The following is a 17,609-nucleotide window of genomic DNA, read 5'->3' as shown; positions in this document are numbered from 1 at the left end:
TCTGGAACCAACTGCTGCTTCGAACCGTGAGATTTCAGCCGGTGCCCGGCGGGATGATCTAGAAGGGGCCGACGGCCACGGAGCCCATGTCGCGTTTGTTTCGATAGTCGAAGACGGTGATGCTCTGAGTGCGTGTCAGCCAGTTCGACACCGCGGTGACGTCATAGGACTGGTCTCCGTCGATCGAGGCGAGGGGACCAAGTTCGAGCACGGCGCTGGTCGGCTCGTTGTGATCGACCTGGTACTCGCCGTTCGAGTCGAGGAAGAGCGCTCCTTCGTTCAGATTCACTCGCAGGTCGGGAACGTCGGCGGTTGAGAAGTCTGTGAAAGTCAGGAGCAGTCGACCGTCAGCATCGGTCTCGAGCGCGACAGCTCCCGACGTGGCGGCCGCTTGGGAAATGAAATTCCCGGTTCGCGGGCCTCTAGGAGGAGTGTCGGGCAATTCCGTCTGCCAGCCGGCCTGGCCCGAGGTGCCCGCAACTGGCGTTTCCACTTCCGTGGAGTCGACTTGCGGCGCCTGCTTAGTTTCATCGAGGAGCTGGCTAGAGGTGCAGCCCGAAAGAACGACGGCAGCGGCAACGCACGCCGTGAGGAATGCTGAACGCGCGATTTTCGTCTGAGCTGTTGGGCGCATGGGATGTCTACCTTCTCGAGCTGCCGGAGTTCGCGGTGCTTGACTATAGCTCACAAGGTGGTTAGCTCATCGAAGTACCGAAGAGCTCGGCTTCCCGACCCCGACCCGCTCAACAGAGGAGATCGTTTTGGCAGGAAGAAGCGTTACCACTCGCAGGCTACTCGCGGCCGCAACCGTCATGGGGGTGGCCCTGTCGCTCTGCGGTTGTTCATCCATGGACGCCGACGGGAACGCGGCGGTGCTCTCGCGAGTCGAGAGGGCCCACGACCGACTACAGGGATTTCTCTCCTCCTCCTCTACGGGGCCGGAAACGGATCTACTCGCCGAAATCGATGAAAAATTGGAAGAAGACATCCGCGATGTAACGGAACGTGAGTACGCAGACTACGGCGGTGCGAGGCAGGGCCTATTCGACTTCGAACAGAGCGAACTCGAGGTACGGGCGAAGTTCTTGCTAGCCACCGGGGTAATGTCGGGGGGATTCAGCAGCCAGGTAGTCGAGTACTACACGTGCATAGATTTGCGAGGCGAGCGCACAACACGCGAGCACGCCGTCGAAGTGACCAGCACTCCCTGCCCTTCACGCTTCGTCGATATCTTCGGGCTGGATCTGGCAACCTTCGTCGACGTGTCACAACTCGACCTGAAAACAATCACGTGAGCGGACGGGTCGGTTCTGAGAGCGCTACCTAGGGCAGCATCGCGGTGACCCTTCAGGTGGGATCCGCGAGCATCCGGCGCGCGCTCGCCAGCGATCGCGCGCCGGAGTTGCACCAGATGCTCCCCTTCGTGGGGGCTTGAAGCGCGGTCGCGGGGCTGGAAGTTGGGTCCGCTAGTGCCGCAGATACGTTGTGGAGGGATTGTGTGCTGACCTTGGGTATCTCGTCGTGGACAGAGTCAGATGCAAGCGGAAGGTTATAGCGAGTGCCGATCCGCCCGCCGAAGCTGGGCGGGAGCTAGCAGTTCACTACCTGCGCATCAGGGGGTGAACCGCTCCGGGCGGCCGCTTGCCCGAGCCTCGAGCGCTCGAGTCCCATCTTCTTGACCAATTGCGGCGCCGTCAGCTCGCCAGCGAATCGGGGGCTAGTTCCGTGGTGGTGTCGACCTCGTTCGACCAGGTGGAGCCTGTGCGGAGCACGTAACGGCCACCGGCCGCGTCTATCCAGCCGGGCAGTCGAGTCGCGAGGCCGACGGGGCGGGTCTCGCCCCGGCGTAGATATCTCCGATCGAACCGGGTTATCCCAGTGCCCGCGCAAACGCTCCGCGCTGCCACCGGCGCACCCTGCCGCGCTTGAAGCGCGAACCGATCCGGTGCGATCGGACATATCCATCCGACGGGCGCGAGCGCGCTCTGTTGAGACGGAGAAGTCATGCGGAAATATAAGTTGGGCTATTCAGGGGTTGTTTTGGCTTTGGTGCTGGGAGCGGCCACCGCGCCGGTTCAAGGTGCAGTTGCCAATCCAGTAGAAGTGGAACTGCCGTTTTGTGCGGTTGAGATCTTCCCGATAGGCGAACAGAGCGACGCAGATGGCGAAGCTGTGTGCTTCGGCACGCCCGAGGAAGTCACAGCGTTCCTTTCCGGCAATGCCGCACGAGGAGCCGCCGCGAGCGTTGCGGTCGGTACCGTGTACAAAGACGCAGGCGGGACTGGAGGAAGCCTGACATTCTTCGGCTCGAGCGGGTGCTCCGGCGTGACGTTCGGATTCTCGACCGTACCGTCAGGCTGGGAAAACAGCATCAGCTCCTTGCGGGCGACGAACAGCTGTTGGGGCACCGTCTACACGGCGACGAACTACGGCGGCACTCGCCTAAATTGCACGCCGTTCTGTTCGGCGCTCGGGGCGGTGAACGATGCGGTGAAATCGATCGTGTTCCGTCCAACCGGGACTCTCGGGTAGCGGCTAACGCGCTAAAGCAGACATGCCGAGAGCTTGGCAAATAGCGGCATCTTCACTCGGCACAACTGCGGCGGTCCCATCGCGCATCACGCACACCTGCAACGCGGGAACTTCGGTCTCCTCCGGTGCGTAGGTCGCTGCGGTGGGATCGTACCCGCTGCTGAGAATGCCATGACGCCACATCTCGCTGCATAGAGCTAGAGCATCGTCGACGCGGCCCGGTCCGTCCTTTGTCGCGACCGTCGCCCCTGAGCCGGGGAAAGTTCCGTCCGCATTAGGGACGGTGGAGCTGAAGCATTGAACGATGGACTGGTCGGTGAGCGGTGCGTCCCCGAAGAGCACCGAGCCGGCGGTGCTCAGACCGCCAATGGTGATGAGTCCGACTCCTCCCCAGATGAGCAGTCGGCGGCGTATTCGGCGACGGCGGAACTCGGGCTCGTCACGGATGGTCTCAGCGAGGAGGCCCCGGATCGCGTCCGTTCGCACCTCGGTCATTTTCGGGTCTTGGGAAGGCATCTCAGGCCACCTCCTCGGCGGTATTCATCGTGAAAAGGTTGTCGGGCAACTCCGCGACCGCCAGGCGGGTCTGAAGCTGCTTGCGCGCGCGATGCAGCCGGGATTTCACAGTCCCGATGGGAAGGTCCAGTGCGGCCGCGGCCGCGGCGAGCGGAAGTTCTTCGATCAGGCAGAGTTCGACGACAGCGCGATCACCGGCGCTGAGCGCTTTCAAGGCTTCGTCAATCGCCTTCCTATACGGCAGGCTGTCCAAGCGCTCGTCGACCAACGACGTGTGATCCTCTTGTTCCGGGGGCAGCGGCAGCCGAGCGATCATCCGTTCGTACCGTCGCTGCGACCGGGAAAGGTTCGACGTGACGTTGGCTGTGACGGCCAAGAGCCAGGGCAGTAGCGAGCCATCTACGATCCGCACGCGCTTTCTCAGTTTCCATGCCTCTAGGAACACGATGGCGACAACCTCTTCAGCGTCGCTGACCTTATTCGTCCGCCTGAAAGCTGCGCTGAAAATTCGAGAGCGGTACCGGTCGAAAATCGTGACGAAGGCGCGTTCCGTCCCTGACGACGCGGCTAGCCAGAGCGCCGCGTCCGAATCCTGCACGTCAGTCAACAATCCCCCTTGCCCTCGGTAAGTGTACGCAGTCGCGACACGCCTAGCCGTGAACCTTTCTTGCAGGTCCGGACATCTAGTAATGAGCGGTTTGCTCGGCGGTGCTGCGAAAGGGACGTGCGTTGGAATTAGCTTCGGCAAATGTGCAGAACTCAGAGATGGAAATCCAGCTCGAGATCGGCAGTCGCTTTGACGACGGCCTGCATCTGGTCACGTTCCCAACAGTTCGCGATAACCCTCCAATTGAGCCGCTGACGAACGAGGAGTTGCGATCGATCGCGTATGCCAACGCCGATGGATGGCGGTGCTTCTACCCCGCGAGCCGAGGTCATCTGACCGCGGCCGAGGCGCGCGCCGTAATGAGGGCGGAGCGAGGGATGCCCGCGGAAACTGCCGAAGAGGCGGAAGCGGCGGAATCCCTGCTCGCTGCGGAGCGCGGGTGGGGCGTCACCGTTCCGCAGCCGTAGGGGTTCGCCCCCGCAATCTCTCGTTGCCATGTGTAAGGAGCCGCGCGGAGACGCTCGTCGCCCGCTACCCTTCAGTCGTGGCCGAAATCGAAGCGAGAAAACCCTGACCGGTCAGGCGACCTCATCTCGGAGCTCCGATCGGCGTTAGTCCGGACAGGTGCTGTTTCATCGAGTATTGACGACCTTGATGTTGCCCCGGAGCTATGGTTGGCTTCCGCACGCGAGGCGGCCGAATCGCTCGTGCGACCGGTCCAGACCATGACAGCGGGCGGCTCGCTCTTCGCGGTGCTGACCGATTGGCCGATCGACGACGATGAGCTAGCCAGAGATCGCTCGGCGATACGCGCGACGCCATAAAACGGCGGCTCAGTCGCGGCGCACCGGACCGGGGCGAATTGCGCCTACGGCCGTCGTACGATTCCCTCAGCCGTCGAAGTCCACACCCGAGCTAATAGGTTGTCACCCAGAGACTCGTTGAAACGAGTTAACTGTTTCACCGAGTATGGCGCGCCGACACCAGAGTCGCAATCGAACCTTTGGCGGGCTGGCCGGAGAGCAGGCGATAGCGCGTTGCAGGCACCCAAGGGAGCCCCTGCTCGACGATTGGCCCGTGCCTCGCTGGCCTTGAAATCTGCATGAAGCCTCGGATGCACTAGCTTGGTCGTGACGAGCGATTCGCCTGACAACATCAATTGCGATGTTGTTCCATCCTCGATAGCTCAATTGGCAGAGCAACGCACTGTTAATGCGTTCGAGTCCAAGTCGAGGAGCTGGCTGCGTCATGCGGGGCTCCCACTGGCCTTGGCCCCCAAAGGTGGGCAAGCGGCACGGAGGCCGACACGGTCGCGCCATGACGACTCCGGCACTCGTCACGCATCGCTGTCCAGCGAGGGCAGATCAGCACCCGGTACGTGCGCATCGCCCTCAAGACGGGCCGACCCGGCATTGTTGACGGTCGAGCAGGGCCTCCGATGAGACAGTTTGTTTTATAAAAGATTTCCTCAGATTTAACCTGACTTCTGCTCGAGTCGCTGCTAGGTTCGGCATGACGGGGGGAAACGCTGTCGGTCCGAAAGGGAAGCCTCATGATTCAACGACGAATTCACACAGGGTACAAACCGCGGCTCGCCGCGATCGCCCTGCTCTCCGCATCCATGGTCCTGGCAAGCGTGGGTGTCGCCCACGCCCAAGACGGGCAGAGCGACGCCGACGAGGTCGCTGCAGAGGTCGCCGCCGTCGCGCCGTCGCTGGAGGTTACGACTCCTCAGTTCGACTCGGCGCCCACGCCCGTGTCCAACGCTGACGCGATCCTCCCGGTCTCCGCAGAAGGAAGCGTCGAGCTTCCCAGCTCGGGCGGCCTCGAGGCCGTGACAATCGGGCTGCCGGCTACGTCTGCCCACAGCGACGCGGTCGTAGCCGAGGACGGGACCGCGGTGTACAAAAACGACTCCGCTCTCGCGACCGACATCGCCGTCCAGTCGTTCGACGGCGGGGTGAGGATCCAGACCATCATCCGCGACTCGAGCGCAGACACCGAGTACAGCTTCCAGCTGTCTTCCAACGTCACTCCCGTAATCAACGAAGATGGCTCTGTCTTCCTCGGACGGTCAGATGCGGAAGGACAGACGATCTCGGCTGGCTTCATCAGCGCACCGTGGGCGGCTGATGCCAACGGCGAGAGTGTCGCGACCCACTTTGAAATCCGCGGCTCCGCCCTGGTGCAGGTCGTGGAGCACGACCGTGCGGGAGTGGCCTACCCCGTAGTCGCCGATCCGGCCGTCTCGTACTGCACCCTCGGCGGATGGTACCCAGCTCAATGCTTCAAGTACACGCGAGCCGAGACGCGGTCAGCGGGCGCCCTCGCCGCTAGTGGAGCTGGCGCGGCCGTCATAGCCGCTGACATGTGCAAGTCAGCCGGCGGACCGTTGGGCGTAGCCTGTAAAGCGGCTGTCGCCGTCGCATTCACGGCGGGCATCACCGCGATCAACAGCGCATACAACACTCCGGGAAAGTGCTTGGCCTTCACCTTCTCCTTCCCGGCCGTAGCGCAGTTTCTCGCAGGCGGGATAAGGAGCGAGAATTGCTAGAAGGAAACGGAAGTTCCCCAGTGAAGAAGACCGCCGGGCAGTGGATTGCGGACGTAGTCCGCGCTATCGCGGTGGTTGCGGTCTACTTGATTCTGTTCTTCTTCAAGGTCGACGCGTTCTTGGCCGCCACGATCATGGTCGTGGCCGTGCTCGCCATTCTTGTTTGGCCGTTCGGACGACGATCTAAGTAGCTCGGCATAAAGGCGCACGGGCGCATTGCAACAACGCGGCCGTGCGTCTTTCGTCGTCGAGGAGGCGGTCGAGAAGCTCGTCGGCGAGGGCGACGCCTGGCGGATCCGGATCGGCGACTGCCGCGTGCTGTACGAGGTCCTCGACGATGTGCTCGTCGTGACCGTGGTCCGCGTGGCCCACCGTGAGGTCTACAAGTAGAAGTGCGACGACAGCACTAACCTCCACATATCAGCGAACACGAGGAGGCCGTGATGCTCGACGCACATAAGCGCACGCCGCCGATCCTTGCGGGTGCTGCCGCGACCACCGTCCTCACCGTCGCCAATCTCGCAGAAGTCGTCTATTCCGCGGGCAAGACGTTCGACGGACTACGTGCGAGCCGCCTCCATACAGAGAACTTCCTGCGCTCAGGCAGCATCGAAGGAATCACCTCTCGCGCTGACCTGGCTCTGCTCGAGGACCTGCGTGACGTCGCGCAGTTCATCATCGACGGCCGAGAGTCGCCCATCAATAGCGCGTACGTGCGGGCCGTAAACGAACAGATCAGTCTTCACGGTCATCTCCGGGGTGCAGTACCGGATCCGAGAGGACCAGGGCCTGCAGCCGCAATACGCACCCGGCTGGATCGTCTACGGCACGTACGCGGGCTTGTGGGTCTGTGCGGTGGGAGCCGCGGGTCTGGCGCTGACGGGGGCCGTAGCACTCCTGCGACGCCGACGGGGAATTGCGCCCGAAGGCGCCGGCGCGAAAGTCTCATGACCGGGGCGACTCCCTCTTCGCCATGGGAACGACGTACCGTGTGAGCGTGGTCTGGGATGGGTGTTCCGCGCGTGGTTACGCCGGCGCGTCCAGGCTCGTCCGCCGGCTCCGACCGCGGAACTCCGCCACCGCGGCGCCCGTCTCGTCGGTCACGGTGACGTCGTAGAGGCCGCTGCGCCCAATATCCGAGCGTACGACCGCGCTCGCCGTGAGCACCTGGCCCGCGCGCACCGGCCGCAAGAAGCTGATGTCGGCCCCGGCGGAGAGGGTCACCGCCGTGCCGTCGTTGCAGGCCATGGCGAAGGCGGTGTCGGCCACCGCGAAGACGATGCCGCCGTGGGCGACCGCGAAGCCGTTGAGCATGTCGTCGCGCACGGTCATCGTCACGACCGCGCGCTGTGGCCCGAGGTCGACGAGCCGCATGCCGAGAGCCGCGGATGCCGCGTCCCGCTCGAACATCTCACGGGGAGTCACAACCGGGCCGCACCGAACACCGGCGCACGTTTCTGCTGGAACGCGGCGAAACCCTCCCGGTAGTCGTCGGTCGAACAGAGCTCGCCCTGTGCGACGTTCTCGTGGTCGATCGAATCCCACAGGCCGAGGCGCTCGTCGCGCAGCTCGTGCACGAGCGCCTTGCTCGCGCGGAACGCCTCGGTGGCCCCGAGCGATACCCGGTGCACGCGTTCGCGGGTGAAGTCGAGCAGCTCGGCGGCGGGCACGACGCGGCTGAACAGCCCCGCGGCGACCGCCTCGGCGCCGCTCATCAGCTCGCCGGTGTAGACGAGGTCGAGGGTGCGGTGCGCGCCGAGCCGTTCGAAGAAGAGGGCGTGGCCGCCGGAGTCGAGGGTCGCGCCGAGGTTCGCGAAGGGCGACCCGATCTTCGCGGTGTCGGCGACGTAGACGACGTCGCTCGCGATGAGCAGCCCGAGCCCGACGCCGAGGCACGCGCCCGTTGCCATGGCGAACGTCGGTGCCGGAAACCCGTCGATCTGCCGCAGCACGGGTGTGACCACCCCGGCGAGGTAGCCGGTGGCGTCGTCGGTGGCGGGGTCGACGTGCGAGATGTCGCGGCCGGCGCAGAACGCGCGTCCCTCCCCTCGCAGCAGCACCGCGCCCACCCGCGCAGCGGCGGCTTCGGCGTAGGCCTCGGCGAGCTCGCCGAGCGCGGTCTCGTCGAGAGCGTTGAGCTTGGCCGGGTCGTTCAAGACGATCTCGCCGACGGCGCCGTCGATCGTGAGGTCGATGGTCATGGCGGCTCCTAGCTGTCGTAGTTGACGTCGACGAACTCGCTCGTCGGTATGGACTGGCAGGTGAGCACGTACCCTCGCGCGACCTCCTCCGGCTCGAGCGCGTAGTTCTCGACCATGTTCACCGAGCCCGAGACCACGGTCGCGCGACAGGTGCCGCAGACCCCGCCCGCGCAGGCGAACGGTACGTCGCCGCGAACCCGCAGGGCGGCGTTGAGGATGCTCTCGTTGCTGTGCACCGGCGTGGTGACCGTCGCCGTGGTGCCGTCGAGCGTGAAGCGCACCGTGTGCACGTCCTGCCCGGCCTCGACGACGACGGGGCGGCCGGTCTGGCCGGCGAGACCCTCCGGGCGCCCGGTGCTGAACAGCTCGAAACGGATGGCGGCGGCCGGCACCCCCCGGTCGGCGAGGGTGTCGCGCACGAGCTGCACCAGGTCGAAGGGGCCGCAGACGAACCACTCGTCGACCGCGTCCGGTGCGATGAGCCGGTCGAGTATCGCGTCGAGCTTCTCGGCGTCGAGCCGGCCCGAGAGCAGCTCCGAGCTCCGCTGCTCTCGCGTTAGCACGTGGTACAGCGCGAGCCGCGACGGGTAGCGGTCCTTCAGGTCGGCGAGCTCGTCGACGAACATCGTGTCCATCGCCGTGCGGTTGGAGTAGACGAGCGAGAAACGGTTGAGCGGATGCTCGCGCAGTGCGCCCTCGATGAGCGCGATGGCCGGCGTGATGCCGGATCCGGCGGCGATGGCGACGTAGTGCGCCGGCCCGGCGACGAGCTGCGAGACGAACCCGCCCTCTGGCACCATGACCGAGAGCCGCATCCCGGGCCGCAGGTTCTCGACCGCCCAGGTGGAGAACAGCCCGCCGAGGTCACGCTTGATGCCCACCTTCAGCTCGCCCGTCACGGGTGCCTGGCAGATCGAATAGCTGCGGCGCACGTCTTCGCCCTCGACCGTCGTGCGCAGCGCGATGTACTGGCCGGGCGCGTAGTCGTACTCGTCGACGAGCTCGTCGGGCACCGCGAAGGTGACCTCGATGGCATCGTCGGTGAGCGGGCGCACCCCGGAGACGGTCAGGTCGTGGAAGCTGGCCCGGCGCCGGGTGCTCGTCGCCATCAGTGTTCCTTGAAGTAGTCGAAGGGCTCCTGGCAGCGCTGGCACACGTAGAGGGCCTTGCACGAGGTCGAGCCGAAGCGGGAGGCCTCGCGCGTGTGCAGCGATCCGCAGTTCGGGCACCGCACCCCGAGGCCGAGGCGGATGACACCGTCGGCGCGGCGGGGGGCGGGAGGGGCGATGCCGTACCGCTCGAGCTTGTCGCGGCCGGATTCGCTCATCCAGTCGGTGGTCCAGGCCGGGGCCAGCACCACCTCGACGCGCGCCGGGGGGTGCCCGGCGGCGGACAGCGCGGAGACTATGTCGTCGCGGATGGCGTCGACGGCGGGGCATCCGGAGTATGTCGGAGTTATCTGCACGACGATCCCGTCGTCGGCCAGCCGCACCGAGCGCAGCACGCCGAGGTCTTCGATGGTGAGCACGGGCACCTCGGGGTCGACGACCGTCGCCGCGACATCCCAGATCTGCCGTTCGACCGCGTCGTCGGGGCGCGGACGGGCGACCCGCTCGACGGTCACCATTTCGCACCCGGATGGGCGCGCGCGAGCACCTGCATCTCGGCCAGGAGCGGGCCCATCGACTCGGAGTGGCGCCCGTCACGGCCGCCGCCCCGGGCGAACGGGATGGCGGGAAGGGTGAGCGAGGCGTCGGCGATGAGTCGCGGCACGACGTCGTCGAATCGCGCCTGGAGTGTGCGCGGGTCGACCGCGACGCCGTCGAGCCCCTCGGCAAACGGGTCGGCGCTGTACAGCTCGCCGACGAACGGCCAGATGGTCTCGAGTCCGCGCTGCATGCGCTCGTGAGACAGCTCGGTTCCGCGCCCGAGCCGCAGCAGCCACTGCACGCTGTGGTCGAGGTGGTAGTCGACCTCCTTGACGGCCTTCGCGGCGATGGCGGCGAGGGTCGGGTCTGTGGAGTCGGCGAGGGCGGTGTAGAGGGAGTCGAAGTAGACCGACGCCACCAGCTGGCGGGCGATTGTCACGGCGAAATCGCCGTTCGGCCGCTCGAACAGCTGCCGGTTGCGGAACTCCGATTCGCCGCGGAAGTAGGCGAGTTCGTCTTCCGTCTTTCCCCACGCGGAACCCGCGTAGGTGAGCATGCTGCGCGCGTGGCCCAGCTGGTCGAGGGCGATGTTTCCGAGCGCGACGTCTTCCTCGAGCTCGGGCGCGTGCGCGATCCACTCGCCGAGACGCTGGGCGAGCACGAGGGCATCGTCTCCCAGTCCCAGGGCGTAATCGGCCACCGGGCCCGGGGCGATAGCTCCGGCCTCGACGATCGACTCCGGGGTGATAGCGGTCGATTTCACGTGGCTGGTCTTCACAGGTGCGGCACCGCCTCCGACTCGGTGTAGTACGTGGCGTGACGGTACTCCTTGCCCTGCGGCGACTCGAAGAAGGTGCCGCGCGCATCGGGGTCGGAGGCCGTGATCGCCGAGGCGGGCACGACCCAGATCGAGACTCCCTCGGCGCGGCGGGTGTAGAGGTCGCGGGCGTTGCGCACGGCCATGATCTCGTCGGGCGCATGGAGCGACCCGGCGTGCACGTGTGAGAGCCCCCGGGATGATCGCACGAAGACCTCCCAGAGCGGCCAGGTCTCCCTGCCGCCGGAGTCGCCGGGGCTGGTCATGACGCGATCCTCTCGGTCGATCGGGCGTCGGCGTAGGCGCGGGCGGCCTCGCGCACCCAGGCGCCCTCCTCGTGCGCGGTGCGCCGGCGGGCCACGCGGATCGCGTTGGCGGGCCCGCGCCCGGCGAGCACCTCGTGGAACTCTGCCCAGTCGAGCTCGCCGAAGTCATAGTGCCCGCGTCCCTCGTTCCAGGCGATGTCGGGATCGGGCAGGGTGATCCCGAGAATCTCGGCCTGCGGCACGAGCATGTCGACGAATCGTTGCCGAAGGTCGTCGTTGCTGAAGCGTTTGATGTTCCAGGCCATGCTCTGCTTCGAGTTGGGCGAGTCGTCGTCGGGCGGGCCGAACATCATGAGCGCCGGGGCGTACCAGCGATTCACCGACTCCTGCGCCATCGCCCGCTGCGCGTCGGTGCCGCGCATGAGCTGCAGCAGGATCTCGAACCCCTGGCGCTGGTGAAACGACTCCTCCTTGCAGATGCGCACCATGGCCCGGCCGTACGGCCCGTACGACGCCCGGCACAGGGGCACCTGGTTGCAGATTGCGGCGCCGTCGACGAGCCAGCCGATCGATCCCATATCTGCCCAGGTGGGTGTCGTGTAGTTGAAGATCGACGAGTACTTGGCCTTGCCGGTGATCAGCTGATCGAACATCGTCTCGCGTTCGATGCCGAGGGTCTGGGCGGCGGAATAGAGGTAGAGTCCGTGGCCGGCCTCGTCTTGCACCTTGGCCATGAGGATCGCCTTGCGCTTCAGGCTAGGCGCCCGCGTGATCCAGTTGCCCTCGGGCTGCATGCCGATGATCTCCGAGTGCGCGTGCTGGGAGATCTGCCGGATGAGGGTCTTGCGGTAGCCCTCGGGCATCCAGTCGGTAGGTTCGACCCGGTGCTCGTTCGCGAGCAGCTCCGCGAAGCGCGCGGCACCCGCATCGTCGTCCATAGTCTCCGTCGACTCGGCCACAACGCCTCCCGATTACTTACCGTCCGTTCAGTAGACTGTACCAGCGGGCGGATAGGCTTTTCAAGGCGTCGGGTAGTGTCGGAAGACCACGGGCGGAGGGGCACGGATGACTAGCGCGACTGGCGAGCGTCGGGGCGGCAACGGTCGCGCGGGCCGCGATCCGTACGACCTCGCGGCGGTGCTCGACATCGCGACGGCTGCCTTCAACGAGTTCGGCTACGAGGCCACGTCGATGGGCGTCCTGGCCGAGCGGCTGGGTACGAGCAAGTCGGCGATCTACTACCACGTGACCAGCAAGGAAGACCTGCTGCGCCTCGCGCTCGACCGCGCTCTGGGCGAGCTGGAGCGCGTGCTCGAGCAGGAGGGCGCGACGACCGGCAAGGCCGACGCCCGGCTGCGATTCGTCGTGCGCGGCGCCGTGCGTGTGCTCGTCGACGACCTGCCGTACGTGACCCTGCTGCTGCGGCTGCGCGGCAACTCCGCGGTCGAGCGGGAGGCCCTCGAACGCAGGCGCGAGTTCGACCACGCCGTCGCACGGCTCGTGGACGAGGCGCGCGACGAGGGCAGCCTGCGGGCCGACATCGACGCCCGCACCACCACGAGGCTGCTCTTCGGCATGATCAACTCGATCGTCGAGTGGTACCGGCCGGGTGGACCACTGACGCCCGACCAGCTCGCAGACGACGTCATCTCCGTCGCGTTCGACGGCGTCGCCCGCGCATAGCCGGCGTGCTACTCCTTCGCCACGAGGGTGAGCACGTCGTAGGTGGCCACCACCTCGTCGCGCTGGTTGGTGAGCAGCGCGTCCCACGACACCTCGCCGTAGTCATCCGTCTCTCTCGGTGTGATCCGCTTGGCGGTCAGCCGCACCTTGACCAGGTCGCCGGGCGACACCGGTGTGACGAAGCGCAGGTTCTCGAGCCCGTAGTTGGCGAGCACCGGGCCCGGTGCGGGGTCGACGAAGAGGCCTGCGGCCCAGGAGAGCAGCAGGTAGCCGTGAGCGACCCGGCCGGGGAAGAACGGGTTGGCCGCGGCGGCCTCCTCGTCGGTGTGCGCGTAGAACGTGTCGCCCGTGAACTCGGCGAAGTGCGCGATGTCGTCGAGGGTGATCACGCGCTCCTCCGACTGCACCGAGTCGCCCAGCCGCAGTCGCGACAGCGGCCTACGGAACGGATGCTCGCCCGTGGCGGTGTCCGCGCCGGTGCGCCACTCGCCGGTCAGGCCGGTGAGCACGTTCGGCGTGCCCTGCAGGGCGAGGCGCCGCATGTGGTGCTTGACCGCGCGGATGCCGCCGAGCTCCTCGCTGCCGCCGGCCCGGCCGGGGCCTCCGTGCACCAGGTGGGGGACGGGCGAGCCGTGGCCCGTGGAGCTGCGCGCGTCGTCGCGGTCGAGCACGAGGATGCGGCCGTGGAACGGGGCGATGCCGTCGACCAGTGCCGACACGGTCTCGGCGTCGTAGCTGCAGACGGTCGCGACCAGCGAGCCGCCGCCGCGGTTGGCGAGGTGCACGGCCTCGGCGACGGTGTCGTAGGCGATGAGCGAGGCCACCGGTCCGAAGGCCTCGATCTCGTGCACGGCGTGTGCCTCCGCGTCGTCGAAACGCAGCAGCACGGGGGCGAGGAAAGCACCGTCGGGGGCGGGCCCGGTCGTGCCGTCGTCGTGGCGCACCTGGGGATCGTCGAGGCCGCCGAGCACGATCCGGCCGCCGCCTGAAACGAGGCGCTCGACGCTGCGGCGCACCTCGTCGCGCTGCTCGGAGCTGGCCAACGGTCCCATGGTCACGCCCTCGGCACGCGGGTCGCCCACCACGGTGCGGGCTTCGATCCGGTCGCCGATCGCGGCGACGACCTCGTCTGCGACGCCGCGGGGCACGATGACGCGGCGGATGCTCGTGCACTTCTGGCCGGCCTTGCTGGTCATCTCGGTGACGACCGAGGCGACGAACGCCGCGAACTCGGGGGCGTCCGGCGTGACGTCCGGGCCGAGGATCGCGGCGTTGAGGGAGTCGGTCTCGCACGTGATCGTCAGGCCGCGGCGGATGACGTTGGAGTGCACCGCGAGCGACTGTGCCGTGCTCGCCGAACCGGTGAACGCGACGTGGTCGCGCACGTCGAGCAGGTCGAGGAGGTCGCGGGCGCCGCCGCAGACGAGCTGCAGCGAACCGGCCGGCAGCAGGCCCGAGTCGACCATCACGCGCACTGCCGCCTCGGTGAGCAGAGCGGTCGGCGTCGCCGGCTTGACGATGGTGGGAACACCGGCGAGGAAGGCCGGCGCGAACTTCTCGAGCATGCCCCAGACGGGGAAGTTGAAGGCGTTCACCTGCACGGCCACCCCGGGGATGCGTTCGTAGACGTGCTGGCCGCCGAAGCTGCCGTCCTTCGAGAGGTTCTCCGCGGGCCCGTCGACGATGCGCGTTCGGGTGTTCGGCAGTTCGCGCCGCCCCTTCGAGGAGTAGGTGAAGAGCACGCCGATGCCGCCGTCGACGTCGACGAGCGAGTCGCGTGGGGTCGCGCCGGTACGGCCGCTCACCGCGTACAGGTCGTCTTTGGCGGCGGTGAGCGCCACGGCGAGCGACTTCAGCAGGAGCGCGCGCTGGTGGAAGGTGAGCTCGCCGAGGCTGTGCTGCCCGACGGTGCGGGCGAAGTCGACGGCGCCGGCCAGGTCGATGCCGTCGCTGCCGACCAGGGCGAGTACCTCGCCGGTGGAGGCGTCGCGGGTCGGGGTGCCGGTCTGCGGGTCCCACCAGTCGCCCAGGACGTAGCTCGGCAGTACTCGCGTGTCGGTCATGGTGGAGGTCATCGGCTTCTGCTCTCTGCTTTCGCTGTTCGGTCAATACACTGACGGGCATGACGCATGCACCCTGGACCATCGAACTCGGCGAGCTCGACCGCAAGATGGGGATCGAGATCCTCGAGCAGTCGGCGCAGCGGGTGGTCGCGACGATGCCGGTGATCGGCAACACCCAGTCGTTCGGTGCCCTTCACGGCGGTGCATCCATGGTGCTCGGCGAAGCCCTCGGCTCGTGGGCCGCCGTCATCCACGCGAGCACACTGGGCAAGACCGCGGTCGGCCTCGACATCAGCGGAACCCACCATCGCGGCGTCCGCGCAGGCATCGTGACGGGCACCGCGACGGCGCTGCAGCTCGGCAACACGATCACCAGTCACGAGGTGGTCGTGACCGACGAGTCGGGGGCGCGGCTGTGCACCGTGCGCATCACCAACCTCATCGTCGACCGGCGCTAGTCGTTCCATACGAAGAACCCCTCGCCGCTCTTGCGGCCCAGCCTGCCGTCGGCGACCATCGTGCGCAGCAGCTTCGGCGGCGCGAACCGGTCTCCGAGCGTGCCGTGCAGGTAGTCCGCGATGCCGAGCCGCACGTCGAGGCCGACCATGTCGGTGAGGCGCAGGGGCCCGACCGGGAACCTGTAGCCGAGCACCATGGCCGTGTCGATGTCCTCGGCCGAGGCGACGCCCTCCTCGAGCATCCGGATCGCCTCCAGGGCGACGGCGACGCCGAGCCGGGAGCTCGCGAAGCCGGGCGAGTCGTTGACTGTCACCGGCGTCTTGCCGATGGCGGCGGTCCACTGCTGCGCGAGGGTGATCAACTCGGGGGCGGACCGTGGGCCGCGCACGATCTCGACGAGCGTCGAACTCGGCACGGGGTTGAAAAAATGCAGCCCGCACAGGCGCTCCGGGCGCTGAAGCGGCTCGGCGAGCAGCGCGATCGAGAGCGACGAGGTGTTCGAGGCGAGCCAGGCGTCGGCACCGACGACCCGCTCCACGCGCTCGAGCATCCCGGTCTTGAGGGCGAGGTCTTCGGGAACGGCCTCGACGACGAGCATCGCGCCCGCGAGCGCCTCCGCGGAGTCGGTGCTCGTCGCGCGGGCGAGCAACGCCTCGCGCGGCTCGGTCGTCGTGCCGCGGGCGATGGAGGTGTCGATCGCGGTACCGAGGGATTCGAGGGCGTGGGCCGCGGCATCCGCGTCACGCTCGAGAACGGTGACGGATGCCCCGGCGAGCAGGAATGCGTGCGCGATACCCGCTCCCATGCGACCGCCGCCCACGACGCCGACGACCTCGGGAACGCCGGTCACTTCGCCCGCCTCTCGAGAAACGCGGTCATCCGCGCGTGCTTCTCGGGCGACGCGAACAGCACCGACTGCGCGCGATCGTCGACGGCAGGGTGCTCGGCCCGAGGGGCGTGCATCACCGACTTGGTGAACCGCACGGCGAGCGGGTCCTGCCCGGCGATGCGGTCGGCGAGGGCGTGCGCGGCGGCGTCGAGGGCGTCGGGCTCGTGCACCTCGGTGACCAGTCGCACGGCGAGAGCCTCCTCGGCGTCGAGCACACGCCCGGCGAGGAGGATCTCCTTCGCCAGCGGCTCGCCGACGAGCTCGGGAAGGCGCCAGGTGCCTCCGGCCGCGGCGATGATGCCGAGGGATGTCTCGGGGTTGCCGATGCGGGCGCGCGAGCTGGCGATGCGGAAGTCGGCGGCGTAGGCGAGCTCGGCGCCGCCGCCGAGGGCCCAGCCGTCGATCGCCGCGATCACGGGCATGGGCAGTGCCGCGATGCGCGAGAACAGGCGGGAGTTGATGCCTTCCAGCGCGTCGGACGCGGTGCGTTCCCGCAGTTCGGAGATGTCGGCGCCCGACGCGAACACCCCGTCGCCGCCGCTGATGATGAGGATGCGCGGCGTCTCCTCGAGCGCCGCGCATACGTCGTGCAGCTCGAGCACCATGGTGCGGTCGATGGCGTTGCGCACCTCGGGCCGGTCGAGCCGCACGTGCAGGCGGTCGGAACGATCGTCGACCACCTCGAGCGTCGTGAATGCCTCTGCCATGGCCCCGTCACCCTCGCTGGCTATACCTACTGACCGTTCGTTCTGTAAGAATGGCACGGCTCTCGAAACGAAGTCAACACGCGCGGTCAGACGGTCTCGAAGTCCTCGAAGATCAGCGCCGTCTTCGACGACCTCACCCCGGGGATCGACTGCAGCTCCTCGAGCACGACACGCCGCAGGTCGCCGTTGTCGCGGGCGCGCACCAACAGGATGCAGTCGAAATCGCCGCCCACGAGAGCGATGTGGCTCACCTCGGGAATCTGGGAGAGGCGCGCGCGGGTGTCCTGCCACGAGGCCTGGTCGAGGGTGAGCGTCACATAGGCCGACGAGTGCTGGCCAGAGAGCACGGGGTCGATGCGGGCGCCGAAACCCTTGATCACCTGCGAGTCGATGAGGCGGTTGACCCGGGTGTAGGCGTTCGCACGCGAGATGTGGGTGGCGGCAGCGACCGCGCTGACCGACGCCCTGCCGTCTCGGCGCAGCTCGGCGAGGATTCGTCGATCGAGCTCGTCCAGTTCGATGGGCATCAGGCGACCTCCGGCGGTGGATTGGTCATACGCGTTGTACGAGTATTCACCAGAACACGGCAATACATCTAGGGTTCGCCGTCGAAGCTGTCTCAATTGACCCGGGAAGCGCATGATCTTCACCAAAGCGTCCATGCAA

At 67.1% G+C, this 17,609-nt stretch carries 23 protein-coding genes; 8 read left to right on the top strand and 15 right to left on the bottom strand.

Annotated elements, in window-relative coordinates; translation table 11 throughout:
• Positions 1-58: 58 nt before the first annotated feature.
• Positions 59-634 (bottom strand): DM13 domain-containing protein, encoded by a 576-nt coding sequence (locus ABIE21_RS12380; RefSeq protein ID WP_354025113.1) that lies wholly within the window; start codon positions 632-634, stop codon positions 59-61.
• 127 nt (positions 635-761) lie between these two features.
• Between ABIE21_RS12380 and ABIE21_RS12375 the strand changes: the two genes are divergently transcribed.
• Both ABIE21_RS12375 and ABIE21_RS12370 read left to right on the top strand, forming a co-directional pair.
• Positions 762-1,295 (top strand): hypothetical protein, encoded by a 534-nt coding sequence (locus ABIE21_RS12375; protein ID WP_354025112.1) that lies wholly within the window; start codon positions 762-764, stop codon positions 1,293-1,295.
• Positions 1,296-2,004: 709 nt separating this feature from the next.
• Complete coding sequence (locus ABIE21_RS12370; RefSeq protein WP_354025111.1) at positions 2,005-2,532, top strand: peptidase inhibitor family I36 protein; 528 nt, start codon at positions 2,005-2,007, stop codon at positions 2,530-2,532.
• A 3-nt stretch (positions 2,533-2,535) separates the two neighbouring features.
• Here the strand turns inward: ABIE21_RS12370 and ABIE21_RS12365 are convergent, their stop codons facing one another.
• Both ABIE21_RS12365 and ABIE21_RS12360 read right to left on the bottom strand, forming a co-directional pair.
• Positions 2,536-3,027, bottom strand: a complete 492-nt coding sequence (locus tag ABIE21_RS12365) for a hypothetical protein (protein WP_354025110.1) — start codon at positions 3,025-3,027, stop codon at positions 2,536-2,538.
• A gap of 22 nt (positions 3,028-3,049) precedes the next feature.
• Positions 3,050-3,646 (bottom strand): RNA polymerase sigma factor, encoded by a 597-nt coding sequence (locus ABIE21_RS12360; RefSeq protein ID WP_354025169.1) that lies wholly within the window; start codon positions 3,644-3,646, stop codon positions 3,050-3,052.
• 167 nt (positions 3,647-3,813) lie between these two features.
• Here ABIE21_RS12360 and ABIE21_RS12355 point away from each other — a divergent pair, with 167 nt between their 5' ends.
• From ABIE21_RS12355 to ABIE21_RS12340, 4 genes are all read left to right on the top strand, one after another.
• Positions 3,814-4,122 carry a hypothetical protein gene (locus tag ABIE21_RS12355; RefSeq protein ID WP_354025109.1) on the top strand — a complete coding sequence of 103 codons (309 nt, stop codon included), beginning with the start codon at positions 3,814-3,816 and terminating at the stop codon, positions 4,120-4,122.
• A 1,085-nt stretch (positions 4,123-5,207) separates the two neighbouring features.
• Positions 5,208-6,209, top strand: a complete 1,002-nt coding sequence (locus ABIE21_RS12350; protein ID WP_354025108.1) for a hypothetical protein — start codon at positions 5,208-5,210, stop codon at positions 6,207-6,209.
• A gap of 20 nt (positions 6,210-6,229) precedes the next feature.
• Positions 6,230-6,400: a hypothetical protein gene (locus ABIE21_RS12345; RefSeq protein ID WP_354025107.1), complete on the top strand. Its 171-nt coding sequence runs from the start codon at positions 6,230-6,232 to the stop codon at positions 6,398-6,400.
• Positions 6,401-6,425: 25 nt separating this feature from the next.
• A complete protein-coding gene (locus ABIE21_RS12340) occupies positions 6,426-6,599 on the top strand; it encodes a type II toxin-antitoxin system RelE/ParE family toxin (protein ID WP_354025106.1) in 174 nt (57 codons plus the stop codon).
• 209 nt (positions 6,600-6,808) lie between these two features.
• Here the strand turns inward: ABIE21_RS12340 and ABIE21_RS12335 are convergent, their stop codons facing one another.
• The 8 genes from ABIE21_RS12335 to paaA form a co-directional block, all read right to left on the bottom strand.
• Complete coding sequence (locus ABIE21_RS12335) at positions 6,809-6,955, bottom strand: hypothetical protein (protein WP_354025105.1); 147 nt, start codon at positions 6,953-6,955, stop codon at positions 6,809-6,811.
• Positions 6,956-7,235: 280 nt separating this feature from the next.
• Entirely contained in the window at positions 7,236-7,619 is a 384-nt protein-coding gene (paaI, locus tag ABIE21_RS12330; RefSeq protein WP_354025104.1) for a hydroxyphenylacetyl-CoA thioesterase PaaI, read from the bottom strand.
• An 11-nt stretch (positions 7,620-7,630) separates the two neighbouring features.
• On the bottom strand, positions 7,631-8,410 hold the full coding sequence (locus ABIE21_RS12325; RefSeq protein ID WP_354025103.1) for an enoyl-CoA hydratase/isomerase family protein: 780 nt from the start codon (positions 8,408-8,410) through the stop codon (positions 7,631-7,633).
• An 8-nt stretch (positions 8,411-8,418) separates the two neighbouring features.
• The gene (gene paaE, locus ABIE21_RS12320; RefSeq protein ID WP_354025102.1) at positions 8,419-9,519 is read right to left on the bottom strand and encodes a 1,2-phenylacetyl-CoA epoxidase subunit PaaE; all 1,101 of its coding nucleotides are present in this window, start codon (positions 9,517-9,519) and stop codon (positions 8,419-8,421) included.
• The gene (paaD, locus tag ABIE21_RS12315) at positions 9,519-10,037 is read right to left on the bottom strand and encodes a 1,2-phenylacetyl-CoA epoxidase subunit PaaD (protein WP_354025101.1); all 519 of its coding nucleotides are present in this window, start codon (positions 10,035-10,037) and stop codon (positions 9,519-9,521) included. Before paaD ends, paaE begins: the two co-directional genes overlap by 1 nt.
• A complete protein-coding gene (gene paaC / locus ABIE21_RS12310) occupies positions 10,031-10,822 on the bottom strand; it encodes a 1,2-phenylacetyl-CoA epoxidase subunit PaaC (protein ID WP_436232332.1) in 792 nt (263 codons plus the stop codon). The genes paaD and paaC overlap by 7 nt, the downstream gene beginning before the upstream one ends.
• Before the next feature lie 11 nt (positions 10,823-10,833).
• Complete coding sequence (paaB, locus tag ABIE21_RS12305) at positions 10,834-11,142, bottom strand: 1,2-phenylacetyl-CoA epoxidase subunit PaaB (RefSeq protein WP_354025100.1); 309 nt, start codon at positions 11,140-11,142, stop codon at positions 10,834-10,836.
• The gene (paaA, locus tag ABIE21_RS12300) at positions 11,139-12,080 is read right to left on the bottom strand and encodes a 1,2-phenylacetyl-CoA epoxidase subunit PaaA (RefSeq protein ID WP_354025099.1); all 942 of its coding nucleotides are present in this window, start codon (positions 12,078-12,080) and stop codon (positions 11,139-11,141) included. The genes paaB and paaA overlap by 4 nt, the downstream gene beginning before the upstream one ends.
• A 127-nt stretch (positions 12,081-12,207) precedes the next feature.
• Here paaA and ABIE21_RS12295 point away from each other — a divergent pair, with 127 nt between their 5' ends.
• On the top strand, positions 12,208-12,825 hold the full coding sequence (locus tag ABIE21_RS12295) for a TetR/AcrR family transcriptional regulator (RefSeq protein WP_354025098.1): 618 nt from the start codon (positions 12,208-12,210) through the stop codon (positions 12,823-12,825).
• An 8-nt stretch (positions 12,826-12,833) separates the two neighbouring features.
• On the opposite strand, the gene paaZ is transcribed toward ABIE21_RS12295, so the two are convergent.
• Entirely contained in the window at positions 12,834-14,900 is a 2,067-nt protein-coding gene (paaZ, locus tag ABIE21_RS12290; protein WP_354025097.1) for a phenylacetic acid degradation bifunctional protein PaaZ, read from the bottom strand.
• Between the two features lie 47 nt (positions 14,901-14,947).
• On the opposite strand from paaZ, the gene ABIE21_RS12285 reads away from it, so the two are divergent.
• Positions 14,948-15,346: a PaaI family thioesterase gene (locus ABIE21_RS12285; RefSeq protein WP_354025096.1), complete on the top strand. Its 399-nt coding sequence runs from the start codon at positions 14,948-14,950 to the stop codon at positions 15,344-15,346.
• On the opposite strand, the gene ABIE21_RS12280 is transcribed toward ABIE21_RS12285, so the two are convergent.
• From ABIE21_RS12280 to ABIE21_RS12270, 3 genes are all read right to left on the bottom strand, one after another.
• Positions 15,343-16,197, bottom strand: coding sequence for a 3-hydroxyacyl-CoA dehydrogenase family protein (locus ABIE21_RS12280; RefSeq protein WP_354025095.1), 855 nt, complete (start codon positions 16,195-16,197; stop codon positions 15,343-15,345). The two genes, ABIE21_RS12285 and ABIE21_RS12280, sit on opposite strands and share 4 nt — an antisense overlap.
• Positions 16,194-16,943 (bottom strand): enoyl-CoA hydratase/isomerase family protein, encoded by a 750-nt coding sequence (locus ABIE21_RS12275; protein ID WP_354025094.1) that lies wholly within the window; start codon positions 16,941-16,943, stop codon positions 16,194-16,196. Before ABIE21_RS12275 ends, ABIE21_RS12280 begins: the two co-directional genes overlap by 4 nt.
• Before the next feature lie 86 nt (positions 16,944-17,029).
• Positions 17,030-17,470, bottom strand: coding sequence for an Lrp/AsnC family transcriptional regulator (locus ABIE21_RS12270; protein ID WP_354025093.1), 441 nt, complete (start codon positions 17,468-17,470; stop codon positions 17,030-17,032).
• Positions 17,471-17,609 lie beyond the last annotated feature (139 nt).

The organism is Conyzicola nivalis (genome assembly GCF_040548875.1).
GTDB classification, from domain to species: Bacteria; Actinomycetota; Actinomycetes; order Actinomycetales; family Microbacteriaceae; genus Conyzicola; species Conyzicola nivalis_A.
This window is presented reverse-complemented; position numbering and strand designations above follow the sequence as displayed.

Bases quoted from the DNA above. Each gene is read 5' to 3' on its own strand.
- ABIE21_RS12380 (WP_354025113.1), bottom strand. From the start codon at position 634: ATGCGCCCAACAGCTCAGACGAAAATCGCGCGTTCAGCATTCCTCACG.
- ABIE21_RS12370 (WP_354025111.1), top strand. From the start codon at position 2,005: ATGCGGAAATATAAGTTGGGCTATTCAGGGGTTGTTTTGGCTTTGGTG.
- ABIE21_RS12365 (WP_354025110.1), bottom strand. From the start codon at position 3,027: ATGACCGAGGTGCGAACGGACGCGATCCGGGGCCTCCTCGCTGAGACC.
- ABIE21_RS12355 (WP_354025109.1), top strand. From the start codon at position 3,814: ATGGAAATCCAGCTCGAGATCGGCAGTCGCTTTGACGACGGCCTGCAT.
- ABIE21_RS12350 (WP_354025108.1), top strand. From the start codon at position 5,208: ATGATTCAACGACGAATTCACACAGGGTACAAACCGCGGCTCGCCGCG.
- paaI (WP_354025104.1), bottom strand. From the start codon at position 7,619: ATGTTCGAGCGGGACGCGGCATCCGCGGCTCTCGGCATGCGGCTCGTC.
- ABIE21_RS12325 (WP_354025103.1), bottom strand. From the start codon at position 8,410: ATGACCATCGACCTCACGATCGACGGCGCCGTCGGCGAGATCGTCTTG.
- paaE (WP_354025102.1), bottom strand. From the start codon at position 9,519: ATGGCGACGAGCACCCGGCGCCGGGCCAGCTTCCACGACCTGACCGTC.
- paaD (WP_354025101.1), bottom strand. From the start codon at position 10,037: ATGGTGACCGTCGAGCGGGTCGCCCGTCCGCGCCCCGACGACGCGGTC.
- paaB (WP_354025100.1), bottom strand. From the start codon at position 11,142: ATGACCAGCCCCGGCGACTCCGGCGGCAGGGAGACCTGGCCGCTCTGG.
- paaA (WP_354025099.1), bottom strand. From the start codon at position 12,080: ATGGACGACGATGCGGGTGCCGCGCGCTTCGCGGAGCTGCTCGCGAAC.
- ABIE21_RS12295 (WP_354025098.1), top strand. From the start codon at position 12,208: ATGACTAGCGCGACTGGCGAGCGTCGGGGCGGCAACGGTCGCGCGGGC.
- paaZ (WP_354025097.1), bottom strand. From the start codon at position 14,900: ATGACCTCCACCATGACCGACACGCGAGTACTGCCGAGCTACGTCCTG.
- ABIE21_RS12285 (WP_354025096.1), top strand. From the start codon at position 14,948: ATGACGCATGCACCCTGGACCATCGAACTCGGCGAGCTCGACCGCAAG.
- ABIE21_RS12275 (WP_354025094.1), bottom strand. From the start codon at position 16,943: ATGGCAGAGGCATTCACGACGCTCGAGGTGGTCGACGATCGTTCCGAC.
- ABIE21_RS12270 (WP_354025093.1), bottom strand. From the start codon at position 17,470: ATGCCCATCGAACTGGACGAGCTCGATCGACGAATCCTCGCCGAGCTG.